Origin of the sequence: Streptomyces marincola (genome assembly GCF_020410765.1) — a bacterium.
GTDB classification, from domain to species: Bacteria; Actinomycetota; Actinomycetes; order Streptomycetales; family Streptomycetaceae; genus Streptomyces; species Streptomyces marincola.
The window spans coordinates 1,569,993-1,595,567 of sequence record NZ_CP084541.1 but is presented as its reverse complement, the minus strand read 5'-3'; the positions used below and the strand labels follow the sequence as shown (position 1 = coordinate 1,595,567).

Genomic DNA, 25,575 nt, shown 5'->3' with positions numbered 1-25,575 from the left:
GCCGGCCGGGCCGCCCGCGGGACGCGACGGGTCAGACGGTGCGCATCGCGAGCACCACGTTGTGCCCGCCGAAGCCGAACGAGTTGTTGATCGCGGCGATCGTGCCGGACGGCAGCTGCCGCGGCTCGCCGAGCACCACGTCGGCGTCCACCTCGGGGTCGAGTTCCGTCACGTTGATCGTGGCCGGCGCCATCCGGTGGTGCAGCGCGAGCACCGTGGCCACCGTCTCCACGCCGCCCGCGCCGCCGAGCAGGTGGCCGGTCATCGACTTGGTGGCGGAGACCGCCACGTGGTCGAGGTCCTCGCCCAGCACGTGGCGCAGCGCCTTGATCTCCGCGATGTCGCCGAGCGGGGTCGACGTGGCGTGCGCGTTCAGGTGCGCGAGCTGCTCGGGCTTGAGGTCGGTGTCGTCCAGCAGGTTCTGCGTGGCGGCGGCGATGCCGCGGCCGGTCGGCTCCGGCTGGGCGATGTGGTGCGCGTCGCTCGACAGTCCCTGGCCGAGCAGCTCGCAGTACACCCGGGCCCCGCGCCGCGCGGCGTGCTCGGCGGACTCCAGGATGACCACGCCGGCGCCCTCGCCGAGCACGAAGCCGTTGCGGCCGGTGTCGTAGGGGCGGGAGGCGCGCTGCGGGTCCTCGTTGTCCTTGGACATCGCCATCATGTTCGCGAAGGCCGCGATCGGCAGCGGGTGGATGCAGCCCTCCGTGCCGCCCGCGACGACCACGTCGGCCCGGCCCGTGCGGATCATCTCGCCCGCGTAGCCCACGGCCTCGGCGCCCGAGGCGCAGGCGCTGACGGGCGTGTGCACGCCGGCCCGCGCGCCGAACTCCAGGCTGACGTTCGCCGAGGGGCTGTTCGGCATCAGCATCGGCACCGTGTGCGGGGAGACGCGGCGCGCGCCGCGCTCCTTGAGCACGTCGTACTGCTGGAGCAGCGTCGTGACCCCGCCGATGCCGGAGGCGATGACCGCCCCGACCCGGTCGGGGTCGGCCGCGTCGTCCTCGCCGGCCCGCGCCGTGAACCCGGCGTCGGCCCACGCCTCGCGCGCCGCGAGCAGCGCGAACTGGGCGGTCCTGTCCAGCCGGCGGGCCTGCGGCCGGGGCAGCACATCGGCCGGGTCGACGGCGGCGGTGGCGGCGAAGCGCACCGGCAGGTCCGCCGCCCACTCCTCGGTCAGGTTCCGCACGCCTGAGCGGCCCGCGAGCAGGCCCTCCCAGGTGGACGCGCTGTCGCCACCCAGCGGTGTGGTTGCGCCGACACCGGTGACTACCACCGTTCGATTGGTCGCGTTCACAGAATCATTACTCCGCTAGTTCTGGGGATGGTGGTGCAGCGCCACCCCCGGGGGTGGCGACGCGCGCTGTGCTCGTACGGACCGTGAGCCGTGTCAGCTCTGGTGCGACTCGATGTAGCCGACGGCGTCGCCGACGGTCTTCAGGCCCTTGACGTCGTCGTCCGGGATCTTCACACCGAAGCGCTCCTCGGCGGCCACGACGACCTCGACCATGGACAGCGAGTCGACGTCGAGGTCGTCCGTGAACGACTTCTCCTCGGTCACCTCGTCGGTGGGGATGCCGGCGATCTCGTTCACGATCTCGGCGAGACCGGCGACGATCTCTTCCCGGGTGGCAGCCATTGCGGCGCTCCTTCTCATGCTGCGGTGGGGTACCGCGTCGGGGTGGTGATGGGATCTTGCTTAGGGGAGCGTAACGACCGTCGCGGCGTAGACGAGACCCGCCCCGAAGCCGATGACGAGCGCGGTGTCCCCGCTCTTGGCCTGCCCGGTCGCCAGCATCCGCTCCATGGCGAGCGGGATGGAGGCGGCCGAGGTGTTGCCGGTGGTCTCCACGTCGCGGGCGACCGCGACGCTCTCCGGCAGCTTGAGCGTCTTCACCATCGAGTCGATGATCCGCATGTTGGCCTGGTGCGGAATGAAGACATCCAGATGATCGGGGCTGACCCCGGCCGCGTCCAGGGCCTCCTGGGCGACCTTGGCCATTTCGAACACCGCCCAGCGGAAGACGGTCTGGCCCTCCTGCCGCAGGGCGGGGAAGGGGTCGCCCGGCCGGTACCGGTCCCAGGGCACCGTCTGGCCGATGACGTCCGCCTTGTCGCCCTCCGAGCCCCACACGGTCGGGCCGATCGCCGGCCGGTCCGAGGGGCCGAGGACCACGGCGCCCGCGCCGTCGCCGAACAGGAACGCCGTGGAGCGGTCCTTCAGGTCGGTGAGGTCGGAGAGCCGTTCGACGCCGATGACCAGCACGTGGCGCGCGGTGCCCGCCACGATCAGGCCGTTGCCGATGGTCAGGCCGTAGCCGAAGCCGGCGCAGGCCGCCGAGATGTCGAACGCGGCCGGCCGGTTCGTGCCCAGCCGGTGGGCGATCTCGGTCGCGATCGAAGGCGTCTGCGAGAAGTGCGACACGGTCGAGACGATCACCGCGTCGACCTGCTCGGCCGCGATCCCCGCGTCCGCGAGCGCCTTGCCCGCCGCGGCCACCGACATCTCGGCCACGGTCTCGTCCTCGCCCGCCCAGTGCCGGGTCGCGATGCCCGACCTGGACCTGATCCACTCGTCCGAGGAGTCGATGTGCTTGAGGATCTCCTCGTTGGGCACGACCCGCGCGGGCCGGTAGCCGCCGACGCCGAGGATGCGGGCGAACGGGGTGCCCCGGGCCGGGGTGAGTGCGGCGCTCATGAATCTCGCTCCTGTTCGGCGGCAGGCGCGGCCTGCTCGGCGATCAGCTCGCGGGCCGCCGCCAGGGTCTCGGGACCCTTGATCGCGGCCCGGGCCACCCCGGGCAGGTTCCGTTTGGCCAGGGCGGTCAGCGTGCCGCCCGGGCACAACTCGACGAACGCGGTGACCCCGAGCCGGGAGAACGTCTCCATGCACAGGTCCCACCGGACCGGACGCGAGATCTGGGACACCAGGCGGCGCACCACCTCGGACCCGTCCGCCACCACGTCGCCGTCGGCGTTGGACACATATCGTATGCCCGGGTCGGCGGGCTTGATGTCCGCGACCGCCGCCTCCATGTCGGCCACCGCGGACGCCATGAACCGCGTGTGGAACGCGCCCGCCACCTTCAGCGCCACGACGCGGGACCGCTCCGGCTTGTCGGCGGCCAGGGCCGCCAGCCGGTCGAGCGCGCCCGCGGCGACGATCTGCCCGCCGCCGTTGTTGTTCGCCGCCGTCAGGTCCAGCTCCGCGAGCCGGGCCGCGACCGCATCCGGGTCGCCGCCGAGCACCGCGGACATGCCGGTCTCCGCCGCGGCGGCCGCGGTCGCCATGGCCCGCGAACGGCGGCCCACCAGCGTCATCGCCTCGTCCTCGCCGAACACCCCCGCCACGGCCGCGGCGGCGAGCTCCCCGACGCTGTGCCCGGCCACCGCGCCGATCGCCTCGTGCGGGGCGGGCAGCGCCTCGTCGCCGAACAGGGCCGACGCCGAGATCAGCGCGCCGGCGACCAGGAGCGGCTGGGCGACCGCGGTGTCCCGGATCTCCTCGGCGTCCGCCTCGGTGCCGAGCCGGACCAGGTCACACCCCACGAGGTCGGACCAGGCCCCCAACCGGTCGGCGACGCCGGGCAGTTCGAGCCAGGGATTCAGGAAGCCAGGGGCCTGGGAGCCCTGGCCGGGAGCGACGAGTACGAGCACGCTCTCACTCTCTCCCGCCCGCGCCGCCCGGCGCCGGTGGCGGCGAGAACGAAGAACCGTCGTGAGCGTTGTGGAAGGTGAACAAAGCCTATGAGCGCAGTTCCTCATCGGCCAGACGCCCGAGCATGAGCGCGATGCGCAGGGTGAAGGCCGATCGGACGTCCGAGGGCGGCCATCCGGTGACGTCGGTCACACGTCTGAGACGGTAGCGAACCGTGTTGGGGTGCACAAAAAGCATGCGCGCCGCTCCCTCAAGACTGCTGGCCTGCTCCAGGTAGACGCTGAGGGTTTCCAGGAGCGCGGACCCCGCCTCCTGGAGCGGTCTGTAGATCTCCTCCACCAGCAGCGTGCGCGCCGCCGGGTCGCCCGCCATCGCGCGCTCGGGCAGCAGGTCGTCCGCGTGCACCGGGCGCGGCGCGTCCGGCCAGGCGGCGCAGGCGCGCAGCCCGGCCGCCGCCGCCCGCGCCGACCCGGTGGCCGCGAGCAGGTCGCCGACCAGCGGCCCCGCCACCACGGGACCCGAGGCGAACGGGCCGATCAGCGCCTTCGCGGCCTGCACCGGGTCGTCGCTGCCGCCGGCGATGACGACCAGGCGCTTGCCGAGCACGCCGGTCAGCACCTGGAGCTTGGCGTACCGGGCGGCTCGCCTGATGGCCTCGACGGTCAGCTCGCTGTCGCCGTTCGGCGCGCTGCCGAGCAGGACCGTCACGTGCTCGGGCGTCCGCCAGCCCAGGGCCGCGGCGCGCGAGACGTCGCTCTCGTCCGCCTCGCCCGAGACGACGGCGTTGACGACCAGGGACTCAAGGCGCGCGTCCCACGCGCCGCGCGCCTCGGCGGCCTGCGCGTACACCTGGGCCGTGGCGAACGCGATCTCGCGCGCGTACACCAGCAGCGCGTTGCGCAGCGCGGCCTCCCCGCCGGGCACGGCGAGCTCGTCCACGGCGGACTCCACGACCTCGATGGTCGTGCGCACCATCTCCACGGTCTGCCGCAGCGTGATCGCCCGGGTCAGCTCGCGCGGCGCGGTGCCGAAGACATCGGTGCTGATGGCCTGCGGCGCGTCCGGGTGCCGGAACCACTCGGTGAACGCGGCGATGCCGGCCTGGGCGACCAGGCCGATCCACGAGCGGTTCTCCGGGGGCATGGCGCGGTACCAGGACAGCTGGTCGTCCATGCGCGCGATCGCCGCGGCGGCCAGCTTCCCCGAGGACTGCTCCAGCTTGCGCACGGTGGCGGCGTGCGCCTGTTTCTCATCATCGGCATCCGACACGAGGACCAGCCTGCCTCATGCGGCGCCCCTCCATGCCCGGCGGGGGTCGGTGCGGGCCGGATACGGTGGCTCCATGCTCGAAGTACGCCGGGCCGAGGGGCGCTACCGCGGCGGTGACCCGGCCGCCGGCATCGACACCAGGCACGCGTTCTCCTTCGGCGAGCACTACGATCCGGACAACGTGCGCTTCGGCGCGCTGACGGCCTGCAACGAGGAACGGCTCGCGCCGGGCGCGGGGTTCGCGCCGCACGCCCACCGGGACGTGGAGATCGTCAGCTGGGTGGTCGAGGGCGAGCTCGGCCACGAGGACGCCGAGGGGCGGGTCACCGTGCTCCGCCCCGGGGACGTGCAGCGGCTGACCGCGGGGGCCGGCACGCGGCACGCCGAACGGAACGCGGGCGCGGGCCCGTTGCGCTTCGTCCAGATGTGGCTGGTTCCCGACCGGCCGGGCGGCGCGCCGGAGTACGACGTCGTCCGCGGCATCGCCGACGGCGCTCCCTACCGGCTGCCGCGCACCGACGCGGTGCTGCGGGTGCGGCGCCTCGCGGCCGGTGCGAGCGGCGCGGTGCCCGCGGCGCCGCGCGCCTACGCGCACGTCGTGCGCGGCTCGGTGCGGCCGGCCGGCGGGGAGCCCCTGGCGGCGGGCGACGCCGCGCGCCTGACGGCGGCGGGCCGGGTGCCGTTCGTGGCGGGGGAGCAGGGCGCGGAACTGCTGATCTGGGAACTGGGCGCGGGCCGGTAGCGCCCGCGCGGCGCCGGGCGCGGCGTTTCGGGCGCGCGCTCCGGCTCAGGCGCTGGGCAGCTCGGCGAGCACCGCGTCCGTGAACACCGGCCAAGCCTCCGCGGCCCACGAGCCGAAGGCCCGGTCGGTCAGCGCGACGCAGGCGGCGGACACGGCCGGGTCGACCCACAGGAACGTGCCCGACTGGCCGAAGTGCCCGAAGGTGCCGGGCGAGGACGAAGCGCCCGTCCAGTGCGGGGACTTGTGGGCCCGCAGCGAGAAGCCGAGACCCCAGTCGTTCGGCTTCTGGTGCCCGAAGCCCGGCAGCACGCCGTTGAGCCCGGGGAAGACCACGGAGGTGGCCTCGGCGAGCGTCCCGGGGTCGAGCAGGCGGGGCGCGAGCAGTTCGGCGGCGAACCTGGTCAGGTCGTCGAGCGTCGACACGCCGTCCTTGGCGGGGGAGCCGGGCAGCGAGGTGCCCGTCATGCCGAGCGGTTCGAGGACGGCCTGCCGCAGGTACTCGGCGAACGGCATGCCGGTCGCCTTCGCGACGTGCTCGCCGAGCACCTCGAACCCGGCGTTGGAGTACAGCCGGCGCGTCCCCGGGGCGGCCATCTCCCTGTGCTCGTCGAACGCCAGGCCCGAGGCGTGCGCCAGCAGGTGCCGCACGGTCGACCCGGCAGGCCCCGCCGGCTCGTCCAGCTCCGTCGCGCCCTCCTCGACGGCGATCAGCACCGCGTACGCGGCCAGCGGCTTGGTGACGGAGGCCAGGTCGAACGGGCGGTCGCCCGGGCCGCGTGCGAACGTGCGGCCGTCGGCGGTGACCACGGCCGCGGCTGCGGTGGTCACGGGCCAGCTGTCGATCAACTCCAGGCTGCGCATGGCTTCGAGCGTAGCGCGCGGGCGCCGTGCCCCGGCCGCCGGGCGGGCCCCGTAACCCGGGCACCGCTTGCCTGGAGTGCGCTCCAGCTGTCTAGCGTGCGGGTATGACGCCGACACAGCACGTATCGCCCGCGCGTGCGGAGCGCGCCGACGACTGCGCCCCGACCGGCCGCCCGCGTCCGGGCGAGGCCGGCCGGGACCACTACACGATCAGCGAGGTGGCCGTGCTCAGCGGGCTGAGCGCGCACACCCTGCGCTGGTACGAGCGGATCGGCCTCATGCCGCACGTCGACCGCTCGCACACGGGCCAGCGGCGTTACCGCGACGCCGACCTCGACTGGCTCGCGCTGGTCAACAAGCTGCGGCTGACCGGCATGCCCGTGGCGGACATGGTCAGGTTCGCCGATCTGGTGCGGGAGGGGGACCACACGTTCGCCGAGCGCCGCGCGCTGCTCGCCGAGACCAGGCGGCAGGTGCGGCTGCGCATCGCGGAGCTCCAGGACACCCTGACCGTGCTCGACCACAAGATCGACGCCTACGGCGAGGCAGCCGCGCGGACCGCGGTGTCCTGAGCCGCCGCTCTCACAGCTCCGCGAGCAGTTCGGTCTTCTTGGCGGTGAACTCGGCGTCGGTGAGCAGGCCGGCCGCGTGCAGCTCGCCGAGGTGGCGGATGCGGTTGGCGATGTCCCCCGGGTCGGCCCTGCGGTGCCCGTTGTCCACGGGGGCGTCGTGGGTCGGCCCGGCGGTGTGGATCGCTTCGAGCACGGCGGCGGCCAGCGGCAGCGACTCGTGGACCAGGCCGTAGCCGAGGCCGAAGACCACGGACGCGGGGTCCTGGTCGGCCGGGTCGGTCCGCGGCTCGGGCCGGCCGTCGGCGGCGCGCCGGTGCAGCCGTAGGTGGCCGCCGGATATCTCGGGTGAGCGCCATTCGAGCCCGGCCAGCTCGCTCACGGGGAAGGACTGGTCGCCGGCCTTCCACTTGGCCGAGGACGCGCCGGTCCAGAACCAGCGGAAGGCCACCACCTTGCCGTCGAAGGACACCTTCGCGTCGTACGCCTTGAACTGGAGCGGCGCGGGGGGCGCCGCCACGAGGTACCGGTCGGCGTCCTCTCCGGCGTCGGGGACGAGCGCGGCGCGCAGCTCGGTGGCGTAGTAGTCGGCGAGTGTCTCCCGTTCGGCCGGCAGCACCAGCCGGTACGGGTCGGCCGCCTGCCGCAACTGGCCCGCCGCGGCGTCGAGCAGCGGGTCGGCGCCGGGGCGGGGCACGGCGTGCAGCACCACGGTGCCCTTGCGGGGCCCCGGGGCCAGGTCGACGGTACTCAGCGCCTCGTAGGGGATGCGGCGCTCTCCCAAGACCTGGAACAGTTTGGGTGTGCGTATGCCCCGTTCGAAGCGGATGAGCACGCAGTCGGTGTCGAACTCCCATGTGGAGTGGATTCCGGCCAGCACATCACCCATGCGGGTCATCGTATGCGCCTGCGCTGACGATGCGGCTTCCCTCGAACGGGTGTGTTCCTGTCATGGCGGGGTGTGCGGGGCCGCGCGTGCGGCCCTGAGGGGTCGCACGGCGCGTGGCGCGGCGCTCACGAACCGCGCGCACGCGGGCGCCGGGGGCGGGCGCCGGACGGCCCGCGCCCCGGCCGGCGGCGGCCCGGAACGCCGGACGGGGGCGGACCGCCGGGCCTGCCGGCGATCCGCCCCCGCTGGAGATCCGCGGTGCGGGTGGCGCGTTACGCGTCGCCGCCCGCGGGGCCCGGGTCGGCCGCCGCCACGTCGAGCAGCTGGTAGCGGTCGATGGCCTGCTTGAGGACCGAGCGGTCGATCTTCCCTTCCTTGGCCAGCTCGGTGAGCACGCCGAGGACGATCGACTGGGCGTCGATGTGGAAGAAGCGGCGCGCGGCGCCCCTGGTGTCGGCGAAGCCGAAGCCGTCGCCGCCGAGCGACTGGTAGGTGCCCGGTACCCAGCGGGCGATCTGGTCGGGAACCGACCGCATCCAGTCGGACACGGCCACGACCGGTCCCTCGGCGCCCTGGAGCTTGCGCGTCACGTAGGGCACGCGCTGCTCCTCCTCGGGGTGCAGCAGGTTGTGCTCCTCGGCCGCGACGGCGTCACGGCGCAGCTCGTTCCACGAGGTCGCCGACCACACGTCCGCCGTGACCTGCCACTCCTCCGCGAGGATGCGCTGGGCCTCCACGGCCCACGGCACGGCCACGCCGGAGGCCAGGATCTGCGCCCTGGTCCCGGTGCCCGTGCCCTCGCGGTAGCGGTACAGGCCCTTGAGGATGCCCTCGACGTCGACGTTCTCCGGCTCGGCCGGCTGGTTGATCGGCTCGTTGTAGACGGTGAGGTAGTAGAAGACGTCCTCGGCGTTCTCGCCGTACATGCGCCGCAGGCCGTCCCGCACGATGTGCGCGATCTCGTACCCGAAGGCCGGGTCGTAGGCGACGCAGGCCGGGTTGGTCGAGGCGAGCAGCTGCGAGTGCCCGTCGGCGTGCTGGGTGCCCTCGCCGGTGAGCGTCGTGCGGCCCGCGGTGGCGCCGAGCACGAAGCCGCGCGCGAGCTGGTCGCCCATCTGCCAGAACTGGTCACCGGTGCGCTGGAACCCGAACATCGAGTAGAAGACGTAGATCGGGATGAGGTGTTCGCCGTGCGTCGCGTACGCCGAACCCGCGGCGATCAGCGACGCGGTGCAACCGGCCTCCGTGATGCCGTCGTGCAGCATCTGCCCGGTCGGCGACTCCTTGTACGACAGGAGCAGGTCCCGGTCCACCGACTCGTAGGTCTGCCCCAGCGGGTTGTAGATCTTCGCCGAGGGGAACAGCGAGTCCATGCCGAACGTGCGGTACTCGTCCGGCGCGATCGGCACGAAGCGCTTGCCGATCTCCTTGTCCCGCATCAGGTCCTTGAGCAGCCGCACGAACGCCATCGTCGTGGCGACCTGCTGCTGGCCCGAGCCCTTCCGCACGGCGGCGTACGCCTTGTCCCCCGGCTGGGGGAGCGGCTTGGCGCGGTTGACGCGGGTGGGCACGTAGCCGCCGAGTTCACGGCGGCGGTCGTGCATGTACTGGATCTCCTCGGAGTCGCGCCCCGGGTGGTAGTAGGGCGGCAGGCCCGACTCCAGCTCGCTGTCCGGGATCGGCAGGTGCAGCCGGTCGCGGAAGCCCTTGAGGTCGGCGACGGTGAGCTTCTTCATCTGGTGGGTCGCGTTGCGGCCCTCGAAGCTCGGCCCGAGCATCCAGCCCTTGATCGTCTGCGCGAGGATCACCGTCGGCTGGCCCTGGTGCTCCTTGGCCGCCTTGTACGCCGCGTAGACCTTGCGGTGGTCGTGCCCGCCGCGGCCCAGGTGCAGGATCTGGTCGTCGGACAGGCCCTCGACCATCGCCCGCAGCCGCTGGTCGCCACCGAAGAAGTGGTCGCGGATGTAGGCGCCGGTCTCGGTCGCGTAGGTCTGGAACTGCCCGTCCGGTGTGGAGTTCAGCTTGTTGACCAGGACGCCGTCGCGGTCCTGCGCGAGCAGCGGGTCCCAGGAGCGGTCCCAGATCAGCTTGATCACGTTCCAGCCGGCGCCGCGGAACACGGACTCCAGCTCCTGGATGATCTTGCCGTTGCCGCGCACCGGGCCGTCGAGGCGCTGGAGGTTGCAGTTGACGATGAACGTGAGGTTGTCCAGACCCTCGCGGGCCGCGAGCGTGAGCTGGCCGAGCGACTCGGGCTCGTCCATCTCGCCGTCCCCGAGGAACGCCCACACGTGCGAGTTCGAGGTGTCGGCGATGCCGCGGGCCTGCATGTAGCGGTTCATCCGCGCCTGGTAGATGGCGCTGATCGGGCCGAGGCCCATGGAGACGGTCGGGAATTCCCAGAAGTCCGGCATCATCCGCGGGTGCGGGTAGCTGGACAGACCGTAGGGGGCCTTCGACCGCTCCTGCCTGAACCCGTCCAGGTGCCGCTCGGACAGCCGGTCGAGGAGGAAGGCGCGGGCGTAGATGCCGGGCGAGGCGTGGCCCTGGAAGTAGACCTGGTCGCCGCCGTCACCGCCGTCCTTGCCGCGGAAGAAGTGGTTGAAGCCGACGTCGTACAGCGACGCCGACGAGCCGAAGGTGGCGATGTGTCCACCCACCCCGACACCGGGGCGCTGGGCGCGGGAGACCGTCACGGCCGCGTTCCAGCGGGTCGCGTTCAGGATCTTGCGCTCGATCTCCTCGTCGCCGGGGAAGAACGGCTCGTCCTTGGTCGCGATCGTGTTGACGTAGTCCGTGCTGCGCATCTCGGGCACGGCCACCCGCTTCTCACGGGCGCGCTCGATCAGGCGGAGCATGAGATAGCGGGCCCGTTCCCGGCCTCGCTCGTCGACGGCGGCGTCGAGCGAGTCGAGCCATTCCTGAGTCTCCTCAGGGTCGAAATCCGGGACCTGGCTGGGAAGGCCGCCAATGATGATCGGGTTGCGATCTGATCCGGAAGCCACGCTGTTCCTTCACTGTGAGTTGTCTGCTCTGCTGGTGTCGCGCCGCCTCCATCGTGGACCGCCGACGGCGAAACGTCATCTCTACTGGGCGGTAACCCTCACTTCATGATCGTCACCGATCCTTGGCGGAGTGCTCGGGCACCGTGCTCACCCGGCCCGCCGGGCCGGCCCCGTCATCCCTCTCCTCCGTCGGCTCCCTCTCTCCCTCGACCCCGCTCCCCGACCGTTCCCCGACCGTTCTCCGACCGCCGGCCGGACCGTTCCCCGGCCCGCCCCGACGGCCTCCGCCGGCGCCCCGCGCCGACCGGAACCGCGGCCCCGGCCGAGGTCACCGGGCCGGCGGCCCAGCGTACGCCCACGTGCCGGGCGCCCGACGAACACCCGTTCGCGACACTATGGCCCAGATCACGCGGCCGACGGGGGCCAAGACGTCAACGTTTGGGCAGGCTCGGCGGTCGGGTACTTGCGCGATCCGCCCGGCGCGTGTGGACTACGCCCAAGCCGCGCGCACGCGCGTGCCCCATCCGTACTTTCCGACACAGGACAGGAGCTATCCGTGAGCGCGACCGCGGACCACGCGGAGGAGCGGACCAACCCCGCCGCTCGGCTGGGTTTCCAGCCCGGGCAGGTGGTCCAGGAGCTCGGCTACGACGACGACGCCGAGCAGGAACTCCGCGAGGGAATCGAGGCCATCACGGGCCAGGAACTCGTCGATGAGACGTACGACGATGTGGCCGACGCCGTGGTGCTGTGGTTCCGCGAGGAAGACGGCGATCTGACCGACGCGCTGGTGGATGCCACCACGTTGATCGACCCCGGGGCACCTGTCTGGCTGCTGACGCCGAAGACGGGCCGGGACGGCTACGTCGAGCCGAGCGACATCGGCGAGGCCGCCCAGACCGCGGGCCTGGCCCAGACCAGCACCGTCAACGCGGGCCGCGACTGGTCGGGCAGCCGCCTGGTCACCCCGAAGGCCGCAGGAAAGAAGTAGGAGCACGGCCCGCACGCACGGCGCGCACAACGGTCCCCGGGGGCACGCAAGCCACCGGGGACCGCGGCGTAGGGTGGGCGGGTCGCTTGACCTCTCCCAGGGAAACGGATACTCGCCCATGGCGATCGAGCCCGGCGCCAAGGCGCCCGACTTCCAGCTCAGGAACCAGCACGGCCAGACGGTGTCCCTCGCGGACCACCGCGGCGAGAAGAACGTCGTGCTGCTGTTCTACCCCTTCGCGTTCACCGGCGTGTGCACCGGCGAGCTGTGCGCGCTGCGCGACGAGCTGCCCACCTTCGTCAACGACGACGTGCAGCTGCTCGCGGTCTCGTGCGACAGCCCGTTCACGCTGCGTGTCTTCGCCGAACAGGAGGGCCTCGACTACCCGTTGCTCTCCGACTTCTGGCCGCACGGCGAGACGGCCCGCGCCTACGGCGTCTTCGACGAGGAGAAGGGCTGCGCGGTGCGCGGCACGTTCGTCATCGACAAGGAGGGCGTGGTCAGGTGGAGCGTGGTCAACGGACTGCCCGACGCCCGCGACCTCAACGAGTACGTCACGGCCCTGAACGGGCTGTGAGGTTCCGGCCGGCCCCGGGCGCGTTCAGCCGGGGCCGGCGGCAGGGAACCGACCCGTGTTCCGTGGGCGCCGCGCGCATGGCGCGGCCCTTCGGGCGCCGAGCCGCACCGGGGGGCACAGGGAGGGGGCCCGTGCGACACACGGTCCACCTCGGGGGCGGCAGCGCCCCGGCAACGGCGCCCCGGCCTGGCCCACGGCGCCCACCACCGCATCGTCCATCAGGCCGACGGCAGGGGACCGGCCCGCCGTGTGGGCCCGCTCCGGCCTCCGGGGTTACCGTCTGACATGTCGGCCCGCACATCCGCGGCCCCGCGCGGAAGACTGGACTTCTCGTGATTCTCCGAACCTTCGGCTGGTCCTTCGGCGTCACCGCCGCGGGCCTCGCCGCCGCCGCCATCTTCTGGGGCTGGGAGGCGTTCGCCATCGTGGCGATCCTCTCGATCCTCGAAATCTCGCTCTCCTTCGACAACGCCGTGGTCAACGCGGGCGTGCTGAAGCGGATGAACGAGTTCTGGCAACGCATCTTCCTCACCATCGGCATTCTCATCGCCGTGTTCGGCATGCGGCTCGTCTTCCCCGTGCTGATCGTCTCCGTCACCGCCCAGCTCGGGCCCATCGAGGCCGTCGAACTGGCCCTTGACGACCCCGACCGCTACGAGGAGCTCGTCACCGACGCGCACCCGTCGATCGCCGCGTTCGGCGGGATGTTCCTGCTGATGATCTTCCTCAACTTCATCTTCCAGAAGCGCGAGCACACCTGGATCGGCTGGCTGGAACGCCCGCTCGCCAAGCTGGGCCGCATCGACGGCTTCTCCGTCGGCGTCGCGCTCGCCGCCCTGCTGCTGACCGCGACCACCGTGGCCACCAGCGCCTACCAGCACGGCGGGCTGCACACCGACAAGTCCGACACCGTCCTGCTCTCCGGTGTCGCGGGCGTCCTGACCTACCTCCTGGTCGGCGGACTCTCCGGGTTCTTCGAGAACCGGCTTGAGGAGGGCGAGGAGAAGGCCGCGCAGGAGCAGGAGGCCGCGAAACGCGCCGGGAGCGACCCGTCGGCGGTCGGCCTGGCCGGCCGGGCGGCGTTCTTCCTCTTCCTCTACCTCGAAGTGCTGGACGCCTCGTTCTCCTTCGACGGCGTCATCGGCGCGTTCGCCATCACCAACCACATCTTCTGGATGGCGCTCGGCCTCGGCATCGGCGCCATGTACGTGCGGTCGATCACCATCTACCTGGTGCGGCAGGGCACCCTGGACAACTACCGCTACCTGGAGCACGGTGCCCACTACGCCATCGGCGCCCTCGCCGTGCTCCTGCTGATCAGCATCCGCTGGCACCTGCACGAGGTGATCACCGGCCTGTTCGGCGTCACGCTCATCGCGCTGTCGTTCTGGTCCTCCGTCCGCGCCAACCGCATCGACGCGGCGAACGCCGCCGGCGGCGGTGGCGGGGGCAAGGAACGGCCGGGAGCGCGTTCCGGGGTGTGAGCCCGGGCGGAACGCGGAAGCCTTACTCAGCGGGACGGTGAACGCCGTCCCGCTGTCCGCCAGTTGACCGGGACCGTGACGGGCCGGGATCGAGAGGGGTGCGGGACCATGGCGTCCCTGTGGTCGTACTTTCGGAGGGGCCGCGCGGGCCAGCAGGGGTTCGACGCCTCGGGCGGCATGTCGAACTACGCCGTGGAGCTGACCAGGCGTTCCCCGGCCGCGCCCCTGACCGGGCAGGGCACGGACACCGGGACGCTGCGCGTCGACCTGTCCTGGCACATGCGGGTCAACACCGACTTCGACCGCTCCCACGGCCGGGCCCGCCTCCTGCGGCACCCGTTGGAGATCTTCAAGCCGGCCGAGATCCGCGGCCATTCGCAGGGCGTGGCCAGCATCGACTTCGACCTGGCCTGCCTCTACGAGCTGAAGGACGGCAGCCGGGGCGTCGTGCAGTCCCTGGGCGGCCTGCTCGGCGAGTTCAACGGCCCGCCGTACCTCAAGCTCAGCGGCGACGACCGGTTCGGCACGGGGTCGGGCGAGACCCTGTACGTGAACCTGGACAACGCCGAGGAGTTCAAGCGGCTCCTCATCTTCGTGTACATCTACGACGGCGCCCCGATGTTCGACCGGGCGGACGTGGACGTCACGCTCGTCACCGCCGACGGGCGGAAGGTCGAGATCCACCTCACCGACCCGCCGCCCCAGGCCAGGGCCTGCGCGGTGGCGCTGATCGAGCACCACAAGGGCCAACTGGTCGCGCGCCGCGAGGTCAAGTACGTCTACGGGTTCCAGTCCGAGATCGACCGGCTCTACGGCTGGGGCATGAGCTGGGGCCGGGGCGTCAAGGGCCGCGCCTGACGCCTGACGCGCGGGCGCGGCTCAGCCGCCGTCCGCACCGTTCCGCGGCAGGAACTGCGGGCCCTGCGGCGGCAGCGTGAACGCGGGATCGGGCTGCGGGTAGCCGTACGCGTGCGGCGCGCGCGGGTCGGGCCGCGGCGCGGGAGCGGCGCGGACGCCGAACGCGGCGGCCAGCGCGACCAGCCCGCCGGCGTAGCCGTCGCCCAGCGCGCGGAACGCCCAGCCGCCCGCCGTCCGCAGCACCTCACCGCACACCAGCGCCCGGTCCCCGGCCCGCGGGGCCAGCGGCAGCGCGACGAGCGGCGCGCCGCCGGCCGCGTCGTGCAGCAGCAGCCTCGGCGGGCTCGCGAGCGCGCCGAACCCGCCGTCCGCCGAGGCGGCCAGGACCAGCCGCGCCACCCCGGGCTCAAGACGCGCGAGCTCGGCCTCCACGGCGTCCCGCAGCCCTTCGCCGTCCTGCCGTTTCGGCAGCCGCCTGACCCGGCCGGACGGGTGCCGCGGCTGGTTGTAGAACACCAAGTCGCCCTCGGAACGCACCAGTCCACCGGACCCGAGCAGCAGCACGGAAAGATCGAGATCGGGAAGAAACCGCCCCGTCGCCCGAGCCGTGGGTTTCCACCGCAGCACGGCGCGTAACGCGGTGACGGGGAGATGAATTGTTGATCCCTTCGCGGGTCCGTGCGTCATATCCGAAATCCTGCCTGCCGCCATACTTCCGAAACAATGCCGCGATTACGATGGCGGCGGGAGCCGGACGCCGCCAGCCGGGCGGCGCGAAGGCGTTGAGCAAATCCGGGGAGATCGATGCGGCACTTCGGGCACCTGTCGCCCGCGCGGCGACATGCTTTGTTCCACCGGGAGCCCGCCGAGTTCGGCCCGGGTTCCCCCGTGGGCACGCTGGGAGCGGCGCTCGGCGCGACCCTCTACAGCCCGGCGACCCGGCCCCGGCTGGCCGCCGACGTCGGCAAGCAGGCCGCCGCGGGTGTGGTGTCCATGGTCCTGTGCCTTGAGGACTCCATCAGCGACGCCGACGTGCCGGGCGCGGAGGACAACCTCGTCCGCCAGTTCGACGAGCTGCACGGCAACGGCGCGGGGGACGGCGAACCGCCGCTGCTGTTCATCAGGGTCAGGGCACCGGAGCAGATCACGCGCCTGACCGCGAGGCTCGGTGACTCGGGGCGGCTGCTCACCGGGTTCGTGCTCCCGAAGTTCACCGCGGCCACCGGGCCCGCGTTCCTCGACGCGGTCACCGGCGCGGAAGTCGTCTCCGGCCGGCGGCTGCTGGTCATGCCCGTGCTCGAATCGCCCGAGCTGCTGCACCTGGAGACGCGGGGCGCGGGCCTCACCGCGGTGGCCCGCGTGCTGGAGAAGCACCGGGACCGCATACCCGCCGTCCGGCTCGGCGTCACCGACTTCTGCTCCGCCTACGCGCTGCGCCGCAGCCCGGACATGACCGCCTACGACGTGCAGCTCGTCGCCTCCGTCATCGCGGACGTGGTCAACGTGCTCGGCCGCGCCGACGGGTCGGGCCACGTCGTCACCGGGCCGGTCTGGGAGTACTTCCGCAGCCAGACGCGCCTGTTCAAACCCCAGTTGCGCAACAGCCCGTTCAGCGGCCGGGCCGAGGACCTGCGCACCCGCCTGATCAAGCACGACATGGACGCGCTGCTGCGCGAGATCGTGCTCGACCACGCCAACGGCCTGCTCGGCAAGACCTGCATCCACCCCTCGCACGTGGCCCCCGTGCACGCGCTCTCCGTCGTCAGCCACGAGGAGTTCTCTGACGCCGCCGACATCCTGCGCAGCGGCCCGGCCGGCGGCGGGGTCCTGCGCTCCGCCTACACCAACAAGATGAACGAGGTGAAACCGCACCTCGCCTGGGCCCGCAGGACCATGCTGCGGGCCGAGGTGTTCGGCGTGGCCCGCGACGGCGTCGACTTCGTCGACCTGCTCACGGCGGGCCTCGCGTGAGCGCCGCGACCTGGCCGGGCACGTGGGTCACCGACCGGCTCGGCGTACGGCTGCACGGCGAGGGCGCGCGCGGCATGCTCGGGCTCGCCCTGCGGCGCAACCCCAAGCGGGCGCACCTGCTGGTCTCCAACGTGCTCGGCAAGCACGTGCCGGGGCCGCCCCGCACGGTGTACGGCACCGGCGTCGCGCTCGGCCGCCGCGTCCTCGACCTGCTCGGCGAGGCGGCGGGCCGCGCCGTCGTGCTCGGCTACGCGGAAACCGCCACCGGCCTCGGCCACTGCGTGGCCGACGGCCTCGGCGGCGTTCCCTACCTGCACTCCACGCGCAGGCCGGTGCCAGGCGTCGCGCCGGCCGGCGGGTTCGAGGAGGAGCACAGCCACCACACCTCGCACCTCCTGCTGCCCGCCGACCCCGCGCTGCTGGCGGGCGAGGGGCCGCTGGTCCTGGTCGACGACGAACTGTCCACCGGCCGCACCGTCCGCAACACCATCGCCGCCCTGCACCGCCGGCACCCCAGGCAGCGCTACGTCGTGGCCGCCCTGGTCGACCTGCGGACCGAGGCGGACCGAGCGGAGCTGGCGAAGTTCGCCGCCGACCTCGGGGCCAGGGTGGAGACCACCAGCCTGGCCACCGCCCGCATCGACCTGCCCGACGACGTCCTGCGCCGCGGCGCGGAACTGGTCGCGGCCCACCGCGAGACGCCGCCCGCCGGGCGGCACGCCGCGCGTCCGGCGCGCGTGGCCCTCGACTGGCCCGCCGGGCTGCCCGACGGCGGCAGGCACGGCTGGACCCCGGCCGACCGCGACCGTTTCGAGGCGGCCCTGCCCGGCCTCGGAGCGGGCCTGGCCGCCGCGCTGCCGACCGGGGCGCGGCGCGTCCTGGTGCTCGGCACCGAGGAGCTGGCCTACACGCCGCTGCGGCTGGCCGGGGCCGTCGAGGCGGCGCTACCGGACGCCGAGGTGCTGTTCTCCACCACCACGCGCTCCCCGGTCCTCGCGCTCGACGACCCCGGCTACGCGATACGCAGCCGCCTGCTCTTCGCCGCGCACGACCGCCCCGCCGACGGCCCCGCCCCGCGTTTCGTCTACAACGTGGCCGGCCGGGACTGGGACGCCGTCGTCGTGGTCACCGACGCGGCCGGCGACACCCTCGAACTCCACGCCCCCGACGGCCTGCTGGCCCGGCTCGGCGCCCACACCCCGCACCTGCTGCTCACCGTGGTGCCCTCGCTGCCGCACCCGCTGCGCGGCCCCGCGTTCTCCAGCTACGCGCCCGACGAGGTCGGCTGGCTCCTCCAGGACCTGTCCGACGTCACCCTGGAGGCCCCGGCGGAGGAACGCGAGGAGGCCATCCAGTCCGGCGGCGCCCACTACGCCGAGTCGCTGCCCGTGGAATACCAGCCGAGCCCGGAGTACCAGCGGCTGTTCCACCAGGCGCTCGACGCCTCGGCCGCCCGCGTGGCCCGCGCCGTCGGGACCGTCACCGAGGCCGTGCTCGCGGAACGGGCCGGGCCCGGCCGTCCGCCCGTGCTGGTCTCCCTGGCCAGGGCCGGCACCCCCGTGGGCGTGCTCATGCGCCGCTGGGCCGCGCACGCGCACGGCCTCGACCTGCCGCACTACGCCATCTCCATCGTCCGCGGCCAGGGCATCGACACCACCGCCCTGCGCTGGCTCGCGGCCCACCACGACCCGGCCGACGTCGTCTTCGTCGACGGCTGGACCGGCAAGGGCGCCATCACCCGCGAACTGGCCGCGGCGCTGGCCCCGTTCCCCGGCTTCGACCCGTCCCTCGCGGTCCTCGCGGACCCGGGCGGCTGCGTCACCACCTACGGCACGCGCGAGGACTTCCTCATCCCGTCCGCCTGCCTCAACTCCACGGTGTCCGGCCTGATCTCCCGCACGGTGCTGCGGGACGACCTCGTCGGCCCGCACGACTTCCACGGCGCCAAGCACTACCGCGAACTGGCCGGCTCCGACCTCTCTGGCCACTTCCTCGACACGATCACCGCGCACTTCACCGACCCGGGCGTGGTCGCCGGGGTGGCCGCCGACACGGCCGCGCTGCTCGCCGCCGACCGCGCCCCGACCTGGGCCGGCTGGCGCGCGGTGGAGCGCATCAGCGAGGAGTGGGGCATCGGCGACGTCAACCTCGTCAAACCCGGCGTCGGGGAGACCACGCGGGTGCTGCTGCGGCGCGTGCCCTGGCGCGTCCTGGCCCGCCGCGGCGCCGGAGCCGACCTCGACCACGTCCGCCTGCTCGCCGAGCAGCGCGGCGTGCCCGTGGAGGAGACCGACGACCTGCCCTACAGTTGCGTCGGGCTCATCCACCCGCGCTACACCAGGGGCGCGACCGGCGCCGACGGAAAGGCCGCACCGTGATTCCCGCGAGCACCGAGGCGACGCCGGACGTGACACCCGGTGCGCCGACCGTTGTCGCCAGCGACCTGGACCGCACGCTGATCTACTCGGCCGCCGCGCTCGCGCTCGGGATGCCGGACGCGCGGGCGCCGCGCCTGACCTGCGTGGAGGTCTACCAGGCGCGACCGCAGTCGTTCGTCACCGAGACCGCGGGGCACCTCATCGCGGAACTCGCCGCCAGGACCGACGCGTTCTTCGTGCCGACCACCACGCGCACCCGCGAGCAGTACCTGCGCGTCAACCTGCCGGGGCCCGCGCCGCGTTACGCGATCTGCGCCAATGGCGGCCACCTGCTGGTCGACGGCCGCACGGACGAGGACTGGCACGCCGCGGTGCTCGGCCGCCTCGCGGCGGACTGCGCACCGCTCGCGGAGGTCCGCGACCACCTGCGCCGCACGGCCGATCCCGCGTGGCTGCTGAGGGAACGCGACGCGGAGGGCCTGTTCGCCTACCTCGTGGTGGACCGGGCGCTGCTGCCCGACACGTGGGCCAAGGAGCTGGCCGACTGGGCCGGGCCGCGTGGCTGGACCGTGTCCCTCCAGGGCCGCAAGCTGTACGCCGTGCCGCGCCCGCTCACCAAGAGCGCCGCCGTCGCGGAGATCGTCCGCCGCACCGGGGCGGGCAGCGTGCTCGCGGCCGGCGACTCGCTGCTCGACACCGACCTGCTGCTCGCGGCCGACCACGGCTGGCGGCCCGGGCACGGCGAGCTGGCGGCCGAGGGCTGGGGCGCCCCGCACGTCACGGCCCTGGAGGGCGAGGGCGTCGGCTGCGGCGAGGAGATCGTGCGGGCGTTCCTCGCCCGGCTGCCCGGCTGACCCGCTGACGCCGGGCGGACGCCCCCGGTGCGGGCAGGCGGCCCCGGCGACGGCGCCACGGGCTGTTACCCTGAAGGCCGCGGCGCCGACCAGGTCCGCCGCGGAGCCCGAGTGAGGTGAGTTGATGACTGCCGTGGAGACCACCGCTGTGCGCGGTGCCCGGATCATCCTCACGTCCCGGGCCTCGTCCTGACCGGTACCCGGCGTCCTCCCAGCGGGAGCTGCCGCCCTGCCGTGCCGTCCGGAGGGGCCCCTTCCCCAGGGTCTCCACGTTGTCTCATCGACTTGCTTCCCCGCCTTTCCTCGTGCTCTCTCCCAGGCGTGTCCTGACTCCGGCCGCCCGCGGCCGGGGCGGGGAACGCGCCCTTTCCCCCGCCCGCTTCCGCGCCGACGGGCCGCTTGCCGGCCCGGCGCGGCCCGCACGGCGCGCGGGCGGATGCCCGCCCCGGCACCGATGACGGTGCGCCGCCTCCGCGCCGACGTGCGGCTGAGCGGACGAGCGGAAACGGCCGAAAAGAACGTCGCACGCATGGGGCGTGCCCTCGACCGGTCCGGCCGTCGCCGGGCCCGACAGACAAGAGAAACCACCATGGACCTTCCTCGCATCTTCACCATCCGCGAGAGCAGTCACCGCATCCACAACCCGCTGACCCCCGACAAGCTCGCGGCCCTGGGCCAGGCGCTCCGCCTGCCCGCCGGGACCCGGGTGCTCGACCTGGCCAGTGGCTCGGGCGAGATGCTCTGCACCTGGGCACGTGACCTCGGCTTCACGGGCACGGGCGTGGACCTCAGCACGGTGTTCACCGAGCAGGCCAGGGCCCGCGCCGTCGAGCTCGGCGTCGCCGACCGGGTGGACTTCGTCCACGGCGACGCCTCCGGTCATGTCGCGGACGAGCCGGTCGGCCTCGCCGCGTGCGTCGGCGCCACCTGGATCGGCAACGGCGTCGCCGGGACGGCCGCGCTGCTCAGCCGCAGCCTCAGCCCCGGAGGACTGATGCTGATCGGCGAACCCTACTGGCGCCGGACTCCGCCGAGCCAGGAGGTCGCGGAAGCCTGCCACGCCACCAGCCTGGCCGACTTCCTGCCGCTGCCCGAGCTGATCGAGCAGTTCGGCGAGCTGGGGTACGACGTGGTGGAGATGATGCTGGCGGATCAGGACAGCTGGGACCGGTACTGCGCGGCCCAGTGGCTCAACCTCCGCCGCTGGCTCGACCTGAACCCGGACGACGAACTGGCGCCCGAGGTACGGGCCGAACTCACCACCGAGCCCGCACGCTACGCGCGCTTCACGCGTGAGTATCTGGGCTGGGGAGTCTTCGCCCTGATGCAGCGCTGATCATCGGGTCCGTGCGGGGCCGGACGATCAGCTCGTCGGGTCCGTGCGGGGCTGGACGGCACGCTGTCCGGCCCCGCACGGGCGGCAACCTACCCGTGCCGGTCCGGTGCGCCCCGATGCACCGCCCCCGAGGCCGAACGCGCCGTCTCCTCGCGCTGCCGTTCGTCCAGGACGCGGCGCCCGTGCTCGGCGTGCTCCTGCCGCTCGGGCGCGTCCTCGCCCGCCTCCGGGTGCCGGACGCGCCAGTAGGGGTTGTCGTGCGGAAGCCGGCCGCTGACCCGCCCGTACATGCCGAACGACATCAGCAGCAGCCCGGCGGCGAAACTGAAGATCACGTTGGGCATGCGGAAGTTGAGGACGTTGGCGCCCGTTTCGAGCAGGGCCAGGTTGACGAAGCCGCTGAGGACGAACGCGGCGCCGATCAGCATGTTCAGCGTGGAGGCGAGGTTGCCCCCGCGGACCATGCCGAAGAACAGCACCAGGCCCACCACGATCGACAGCCAGCTCAGCGCCCCGTTGGTGTTCAGGCTCCAGATGGTGTCGTCGCCCGTGGAGAACATGTCCAGGTTCTGCGTGATCCCCAGGGCGCCGAAGACGACCAGCCCGAGGCCCACCAGCCCGGCCCCGATCCGGTAGACGCGGCTGAGGCGGCGGTCCACCGGCAGGTGCTCATCGAGACGGGCCCGCCGCAACAGCCCCAACGGGCCCGTGCTCGGCAGCCGTGGTGAACCACTTGTCGTGAACGTACCCATGGGAACCTCCTCGAAGGTTCCCCGCGTACCCGCGCAAACCGGGACCTAACGCGCTGCCCCCGCCTGGTGGTGCTGGTCGGCGCCGACGGGCACGGCCGCGCCGTCGGGTCGGCCTATGCCCTGCCGCTTGCCGGTCCAGGCGGTGGCGGCGGCGGTGGCGGGGCCCGGAGTACGGCTGTGCCGTATGGCGGTGCCGGCCGCGATGCCGTGGCCGAACGCACGGGTACCTTCGATCAGCTGTCGCACGATCGCGTGCATGGTGCCCCTCCGAAGTACACTGGTCTGTGAAGTGTGAGTCCACGGTAACTATACAGATCTGTGAAGTCAAGAGGTGATGCGGCATGACCGACGCCGACCAGCTCACGCCGGGTGCCCGGCGGATTCTCGATGTCGCGTCCGAGTTGTTCTACCAGCGGGGCATCCACGCGGTCGGGGTCGACACCATCGCCGCCGAGTCGGGCGTCACCAAGCGCACCCTGTACAACCGCTTCGGTTCCAAGGACGCCCTCGTCGTCGCCTACCTCCAGACCCGCGACCGCCGCTGGCGCGACCTGGTCACCGCCCGCCTCGACGCCACCCCGGACGACCCGGTGCGCCGCGTGCTCGTGCCGTTCGACGTGCTGCCCGAGTGGGTGTCGGAGTCCGAGCGCGGATGCAGCGCCGTCAACGCCTTCGCCGAGCTGCCCGAGCCCGACCACGCCGGGCGCCGGGTGGTCGTGGCGGAGAAGCAGTGGCTGCACGAGCTGTTCCTGCGCCTGCTCACCGAGGCCGGGGCCAGGAGCGCGGCCACCCTGGCCACCCAGCTGCTCAGCCTCCACGAGGGCGCGATCGTCGCCACCTCCATCGCGGGCGCGCACGACGCGGCAGCCGCCGTGCACATCGCCGCGACGGCGCTGGTGGAGGCCGCGCTCTAGCGACCGGCCCTGATCTCCTCGACCACCGCGGCCACCGCGCTGCGGACCGCGTCCATCTCGGTCAGGAACTCCCAGTAGTCGGGGTGGCGCCCCCCGCTCTCCAGCCGGGCGACGGCGCGGTCGAGGCGTTCCACCGCCGCGTCCAGCGGTCGCGCGTGCCGCGGCTCGGGCACGGAACGCCCCGCCATCGCCAGCCGCTGCGCGTCCCGCAGCACGAACCGGGTCCTGTCGATCTCCTTGCGCGGGTCGAACGACACCTCGTTCAGCCGGCGCAGCCGCTCCCCGGCCGCCGACACCGCCTCGTCGGTGCGGCCGAGCAGCGCGTGCACCGTCGTGAGCCGCGTCGTCGCGTCCTCGAAACGCTGCTCGTCGCGGGCCCGCCGCGCCTCGTCGAGGATCTGCTCCGCCTGCCGCACCGACTGCGCGGCCTGCTCGGGCACCCGCTGGAGGTCCTGCCAGCACGCCATGCTGAACCGGCGGCGCAACTCGCTCAGCACCGGCTCCACCTTCCCGGCGCGCGTCACGATCGCCTCCGCACGGGTGCGCAGACTGGACAGCCGCCGGTCGATCTCCGCCGCCCGCTGCGGCAGCCGCGCCGCGTCCGCCGCGACCGCCTCGGCCCGCCGCCGCACGTCCTCGGCGCGGCGGATCGTCGGCTGGACGCCGTGCTGCCCCGCCCCTTCGTTCAGCCGCCGCAACTCGGGGCCGAGCGCGGCGAGCGACGCGGCGAGGTCCCCGGCGCCGAAGCCGGCGGCGCGCGCCGCGTCCAGCGCCTCGGTGGCCGCGCGCAGCGCCTGCCTGGCCCGTTCGACCGCGGGCGCGACCTGCGCCAGCTGCGACTCGGCCCGCTCAAGCAGCGGCCCGATGGACTGCCCGAACGCTTCGAGGTCCCGCCGGGTGCGGTCCAGCTCGTCGCGCGCGCCGCGCAGCTCCTGCCGCGCCCGGGTGGCCGCGCCGGCGTCCAGCCCCTCGCCGTCCAGGTCGTGGGCGTCCATGGTGGTGATGTACGCGTGGCTGACGCGGTCGATCCGCTCGCCGAACGCGGCGAACTCCGCCGCCGCCCGCGCCGCCTCCCGGGTGTCGTCGGCCGCGGTGATCGTCTCCACGGTGATCCGCAGGTCGCGCTGCGCGGTGTCCAGCGCGTAGAACGCCGCCGCCGCGGCGTCCTTCGCCTCCTGCGCCTCGGCCCGCAGGTCCTCCACCCGGCCCCGGCCCCAGCGCCGCGTGCCGCCGCCGGTGAACGAGCCGGGCAGCGTGGCCGCGACGGCCGCCAGGGACAGCGGCGGCAGCAGGAGGAGAGCGGCCAACTGTTTCGCGGTGCGCGTCGCTGTCACGTGTTCCACTCCCCGCAGGTGGATCGCCATGCCGGTGTTCCGGTACCCCGTGCCCGTACCGTTCCGTCCCACGCCCATTCTCCCATCAGCCCCGCGAAGCGGGGGGATGACCGGCGTTGCCGCCCCGGCCCGGGCGGCCGTGTAGGCTGTGGGACCGATTCCCGGGTGCATAGCTCAGCGGTAGAGCGCCGCCCTTACAAGGCGGATGTCGGCGGTTCGAACCCGTCTGCACCCACCGGCCCTTTCGTTCCACCGTTCGGCCAACCAAGCCACCGGTGCCCCCATGAAGTCCACCTCGTCCCCGTTCGCCCCGCGCCCCGAACGCGGGCGGCCGTCCGAGACGCCTTTCCGCGGGACGGGCGGCGACGAAGGTGATCACGACGCGCGGCGGCCGAACCGGGGGGCGCGGGGCATCAGACCTTCTCGACGCGCACGGAGCGGCCCGCGAGGAGCCGGCTCATGTCGTCGGTGTCGGAGGTGAAGACGGTCGCCTGAGCCCCTTGCGCGGCTTCCCGTCCGGCCACAGCCGCCAGGACGGCGTCGATGGCGTACTTGTGCCCGTGCAGGCCGGCTGCCCTGAGCATCTCGCGCGCCGTGGCGATCACTTGGTCGTCGGTGTGCACGACACGGACGCGGGACAACGTCCAGTGCCAGGGCGCCTGCCGCGATGTTCCCCGGGGGTCCCACGCTGCCACAGTAGTGAGCGCCGAAGTGATGACCGGAATGTTGAGTCGCGAAGCCGTCTTGATCAGGGCGGTCACCTCCCGGCCACCCCGAACCGCCTCGGAAAGGGCCTTCGAGTCGAACACGAAGACACGCTTGCGCGCGTGGTCCTGCCTTCCTCTGGCGGTGCGGCTCACGCGGCCCCGCCTGGCCGCGAGCGCTGCTCGTCGTGCCAGTCGTCGATGGCGGCGATGCGGGCGTGCGCTTCTCGTTCCTCGTCCGCCGTCACGGCCCCGTGCTCCTCCTCCAGCCGTTCGGCCAACTCGCGCAGCCGGTCCATGGCGTCCCGGTGCGCGGCGGCGGCGGCGATGTAGGCGGAGACCCCACGCGGGTGAACGCGTTCCTTGATCGATTCCACCAGCTCTTCCGGAACGGAGACGGTGATCTTGCGGGTAGCCATACTTCGAGTATGG

Annotated in this window: 25 protein-coding genes and 1 tRNA gene; 12 read left to right on the top strand and 14 right to left on the bottom strand. The window is 73.1% G+C overall.

Annotated elements, in window-relative coordinates; all coding sequences use genetic code 11:
- Window positions 1-31: 31 nt before the first annotated feature.
- From fabF to LC193_RS06760, 5 genes are all read right to left on the bottom strand, one after another.
- Window positions 32-1,294: a beta-ketoacyl-ACP synthase II gene (gene fabF / locus LC193_RS06780; protein WP_226072541.1), complete on the bottom strand. Its 1,263-nt coding sequence runs from the start codon at window positions 1,292-1,294 to the stop codon at window positions 32-34.
- A 93-nt stretch (window positions 1,295-1,387) separates the two neighbouring features.
- A complete protein-coding gene (locus LC193_RS06775; protein ID WP_086160829.1) occupies window positions 1,388-1,636 on the bottom strand; it encodes an acyl carrier protein in 249 nt (82 codons plus the stop codon).
- 60 nt (window positions 1,637-1,696) lie between these two features.
- Complete coding sequence (locus tag LC193_RS06770; RefSeq protein WP_226072540.1) at window positions 1,697-2,695, bottom strand: ketoacyl-ACP synthase III; 999 nt, start codon at window positions 2,693-2,695, stop codon at window positions 1,697-1,699.
- A complete protein-coding gene (locus tag LC193_RS06765) occupies window positions 2,692-3,654 on the bottom strand; it encodes an ACP S-malonyltransferase (RefSeq protein ID WP_226072539.1) in 963 nt (320 codons plus the stop codon). Before LC193_RS06765 ends, LC193_RS06770 begins: the two co-directional genes overlap by 4 nt.
- Window positions 3,655-3,742: 88 nt before the next feature.
- Window positions 3,743-4,924 (bottom strand): PucR family transcriptional regulator, encoded by a 1,182-nt coding sequence (locus LC193_RS06760; RefSeq protein ID WP_226072538.1) that lies wholly within the window; start codon window positions 4,922-4,924, stop codon window positions 3,743-3,745.
- Window positions 4,925-4,997: 73 nt separating this feature from the next.
- Between LC193_RS06760 and LC193_RS06755 the strand changes: the two genes are divergently transcribed.
- Window positions 4,998-5,666 (top strand): pirin family protein, encoded by a 669-nt coding sequence (locus tag LC193_RS06755; RefSeq protein WP_226072537.1) that lies wholly within the window; start codon window positions 4,998-5,000, stop codon window positions 5,664-5,666.
- A gap of 45 nt (window positions 5,667-5,711) precedes the next feature.
- Here the strand turns inward: LC193_RS06755 and LC193_RS06750 are convergent, their stop codons facing one another.
- Window positions 5,712-6,527 (bottom strand): serine hydrolase domain-containing protein, encoded by an 816-nt coding sequence (locus LC193_RS06750; RefSeq protein ID WP_226072536.1) that lies wholly within the window; start codon window positions 6,525-6,527, stop codon window positions 5,712-5,714.
- Window positions 6,528-6,631: 104 nt separating this feature from the next.
- Here LC193_RS06750 and LC193_RS06745 point away from each other — a divergent pair, with 104 nt between their 5' ends.
- Window positions 6,632-7,099 (top strand): MerR family transcriptional regulator, encoded by a 468-nt coding sequence (locus tag LC193_RS06745; protein WP_226072535.1) that lies wholly within the window; start codon window positions 6,632-6,634, stop codon window positions 7,097-7,099.
- 10 nt (window positions 7,100-7,109) lie between these two features.
- Here LC193_RS06745 and LC193_RS06740 read toward each other — a convergent pair whose 3' ends face one another.
- Window positions 7,110-7,985: a DUF4429 domain-containing protein gene (locus tag LC193_RS06740; protein ID WP_226072533.1), complete on the bottom strand. Its 876-nt coding sequence runs from the start codon at window positions 7,983-7,985 to the stop codon at window positions 7,110-7,112.
- 272 nt (window positions 7,986-8,257) lie between these two features.
- On the bottom strand, window positions 8,258-10,990 hold the full coding sequence (aceE, locus tag LC193_RS06735; RefSeq protein ID WP_226072531.1) for a pyruvate dehydrogenase (acetyl-transferring), homodimeric type: 2,733 nt from the start codon (window positions 10,988-10,990) through the stop codon (window positions 8,258-8,260).
- A 556-nt stretch (window positions 10,991-11,546) separates the two neighbouring features.
- On the opposite strand from aceE, the gene LC193_RS06730 reads away from it, so the two are divergent.
- The 4 genes from LC193_RS06730 to LC193_RS06715 all read left to right on the top strand — a co-directional run bounded on the left by LC193_RS06730 (window position 11,547) and on the right by LC193_RS06715 (window position 14,900).
- Window positions 11,547-11,981, top strand: coding sequence for a DUF3052 domain-containing protein (locus LC193_RS06730; protein ID WP_226072530.1), 435 nt, complete (start codon window positions 11,547-11,549; stop codon window positions 11,979-11,981).
- 118 nt (window positions 11,982-12,099) lie between these two features.
- Complete coding sequence (locus tag LC193_RS06725) at window positions 12,100-12,558, top strand: peroxiredoxin (protein ID WP_226072529.1); 459 nt, start codon at window positions 12,100-12,102, stop codon at window positions 12,556-12,558.
- A gap of 332 nt (window positions 12,559-12,890) precedes the next feature.
- On the top strand, window positions 12,891-14,042 hold the full coding sequence (locus LC193_RS06720) for a DUF475 domain-containing protein (RefSeq protein ID WP_226072528.1): 1,152 nt from the start codon (window positions 12,891-12,893) through the stop codon (window positions 14,040-14,042).
- 108 nt (window positions 14,043-14,150) lie between these two features.
- On the top strand, window positions 14,151-14,900 hold the full coding sequence (locus LC193_RS06715) for a Tellurium resistance (protein ID WP_226072527.1): 750 nt from the start codon (window positions 14,151-14,153) through the stop codon (window positions 14,898-14,900).
- A 21-nt stretch (window positions 14,901-14,921) separates the two neighbouring features.
- Here LC193_RS06715 and LC193_RS06710 read toward each other — a convergent pair whose 3' ends face one another.
- Complete coding sequence (locus LC193_RS06710; RefSeq protein ID WP_226072526.1) at window positions 14,922-15,587, bottom strand: TerD family protein; 666 nt, start codon at window positions 15,585-15,587, stop codon at window positions 14,922-14,924.
- 117 nt (window positions 15,588-15,704) lie between these two features.
- On the opposite strand from LC193_RS06710, the gene LC193_RS06705 reads away from it, so the two are divergent.
- The 4 genes from LC193_RS06705 (at window position 15,705) to LC193_RS06690 (ending at window position 21,439) form a co-directional block, all read left to right on the top strand.
- Window positions 15,705-16,871, top strand: coding sequence for an HpcH/HpaI aldolase/citrate lyase family protein (locus tag LC193_RS06705; RefSeq protein WP_226072525.1), 1,167 nt, complete (start codon window positions 15,705-15,707; stop codon window positions 16,869-16,871).
- A complete protein-coding gene (locus tag LC193_RS06700) occupies window positions 16,868-19,249 on the top strand; it encodes a phosphoribosyltransferase (RefSeq protein ID WP_226072523.1) in 2,382 nt (793 codons plus the stop codon). Before LC193_RS06705 ends, LC193_RS06700 begins: the two co-directional genes overlap by 4 nt.
- Window positions 19,246-20,103 (top strand): HAD family hydrolase, encoded by an 858-nt coding sequence (locus LC193_RS06695; protein WP_226072521.1) that lies wholly within the window; start codon window positions 19,246-19,248, stop codon window positions 20,101-20,103. Before LC193_RS06700 ends, LC193_RS06695 begins: the two co-directional genes overlap by 4 nt.
- Window positions 20,104-20,692: 589 nt before the next feature.
- Entirely contained in the window at window positions 20,693-21,439 is a 747-nt protein-coding gene (locus tag LC193_RS06690) for a methyltransferase domain-containing protein (RefSeq protein ID WP_226072520.1), read from the top strand.
- An 89-nt stretch (window positions 21,440-21,528) separates the two neighbouring features.
- On the opposite strand, the gene LC193_RS06685 is transcribed toward LC193_RS06690, so the two are convergent.
- Window positions 21,529-22,191: a DUF4383 domain-containing protein gene (locus LC193_RS06685; RefSeq protein WP_226072519.1), complete on the bottom strand. Its 663-nt coding sequence runs from the start codon at window positions 22,189-22,191 to the stop codon at window positions 21,529-21,531.
- A gap of 45 nt (window positions 22,192-22,236) precedes the next feature.
- Entirely contained in the window at window positions 22,237-22,449 is a 213-nt protein-coding gene (locus LC193_RS06680) for a hypothetical protein (RefSeq protein ID WP_226072518.1), read from the bottom strand.
- An 83-nt stretch (window positions 22,450-22,532) separates the two neighbouring features.
- Between LC193_RS06680 and LC193_RS06675 the strand changes: the two genes are divergently transcribed.
- On the top strand, window positions 22,533-23,105 hold the full coding sequence (locus LC193_RS06675) for a TetR/AcrR family transcriptional regulator (RefSeq protein WP_226072517.1): 573 nt from the start codon (window positions 22,533-22,535) through the stop codon (window positions 23,103-23,105).
- Here LC193_RS06675 and LC193_RS06670 read toward each other — a convergent pair.
- A complete protein-coding gene (locus LC193_RS06670) occupies window positions 23,102-24,469 on the bottom strand; it encodes a hypothetical protein (protein WP_404819521.1) in 1,368 nt (455 codons plus the stop codon). The two genes, LC193_RS06675 and LC193_RS06670, sit on opposite strands and share 4 nt — an antisense overlap.
- A gap of 133 nt (window positions 24,470-24,602) precedes the next feature.
- On the opposite strand from LC193_RS06670, the gene LC193_RS06665 reads away from it, so the two are divergent.
- A tRNA-Val gene (locus LC193_RS06665) sits at window positions 24,603-24,674 on the top strand.
- 178 nt (window positions 24,675-24,852) lie between these two features.
- Here LC193_RS06665 and LC193_RS06660 read toward each other — a convergent pair.
- Both LC193_RS06660 and LC193_RS06655 read right to left on the bottom strand, forming a co-directional pair.
- On the bottom strand, window positions 24,853-25,299 hold the full coding sequence (locus LC193_RS06660) for a hypothetical protein (protein ID WP_226072515.1): 447 nt from the start codon (window positions 25,297-25,299) through the stop codon (window positions 24,853-24,855).
- On the bottom strand, window positions 25,296-25,562 hold the full coding sequence (locus tag LC193_RS06655; protein ID WP_226072514.1) for a hypothetical protein: 267 nt from the start codon (window positions 25,560-25,562) through the stop codon (window positions 25,296-25,298). Before LC193_RS06655 ends, LC193_RS06660 begins: the two co-directional genes overlap by 4 nt.
- Window positions 25,563-25,575: the final 13 nt, after the last annotated feature.

Coding starts and splice junctions, on each gene's coding strand:
- LC193_RS06775 (WP_086160829.1), bottom strand. CDS start 1,636: ATGGCTGCCACCCGGGAAGAGATCGTCGCCGGTCTCGCCGAGATCGTG.
- LC193_RS06770 (WP_226072540.1), bottom strand. CDS start 2,695: ATGAGCGCCGCACTCACCCCGGCCCGGGGCACCCCGTTCGCCCGCATC.
- LC193_RS06755 (WP_226072537.1), top strand. CDS start 4,998: ATGCTCGAAGTACGCCGGGCCGAGGGGCGCTACCGCGGCGGTGACCCG.
- LC193_RS06750 (WP_226072536.1), bottom strand. CDS start 6,527: ATGCGCAGCCTGGAGTTGATCGACAGCTGGCCCGTGACCACCGCAGCC.
- LC193_RS06745 (WP_226072535.1), top strand. CDS start 6,632: ATGACGCCGACACAGCACGTATCGCCCGCGCGTGCGGAGCGCGCCGAC.
- LC193_RS06740 (WP_226072533.1), bottom strand. CDS start 7,985: ATGGGTGATGTGCTGGCCGGAATCCACTCCACATGGGAGTTCGACACC.
- LC193_RS06725 (WP_226072529.1), top strand. CDS start 12,100: ATGGCGATCGAGCCCGGCGCCAAGGCGCCCGACTTCCAGCTCAGGAAC.
- LC193_RS06715 (WP_226072527.1), top strand. CDS start 14,151: ATGGCGTCCCTGTGGTCGTACTTTCGGAGGGGCCGCGCGGGCCAGCAG.
- LC193_RS06710 (WP_226072526.1), bottom strand. CDS start 15,587: ATGACGCACGGACCCGCGAAGGGATCAACAATTCATCTCCCCGTCACC.
- LC193_RS06705 (WP_226072525.1), top strand. CDS start 15,705: ATGCGGCACTTCGGGCACCTGTCGCCCGCGCGGCGACATGCTTTGTTC.
- LC193_RS06690 (WP_226072520.1), top strand. CDS start 20,693: ATGGACCTTCCTCGCATCTTCACCATCCGCGAGAGCAGTCACCGCATC.
- LC193_RS06685 (WP_226072519.1), bottom strand. CDS start 22,191: ATGGGTACGTTCACGACAAGTGGTTCACCACGGCTGCCGAGCACGGGC.
- LC193_RS06680 (WP_226072518.1), bottom strand. CDS start 22,449: ATGCACGCGATCGTGCGACAGCTGATCGAAGGTACCCGTGCGTTCGGC.
- LC193_RS06675 (WP_226072517.1), top strand. CDS start 22,533: ATGACCGACGCCGACCAGCTCACGCCGGGTGCCCGGCGGATTCTCGAT.
- LC193_RS06670 (WP_404819521.1), bottom strand. CDS start 24,469: ATGGCGATCCACCTGCGGGGAGTGGAACACGTGACAGCGACGCGCACC.
- LC193_RS06655 (WP_226072514.1), bottom strand. CDS start 25,562: ATGGCTACCCGCAAGATCACCGTCTCCGTTCCGGAAGAGCTGGTGGAA.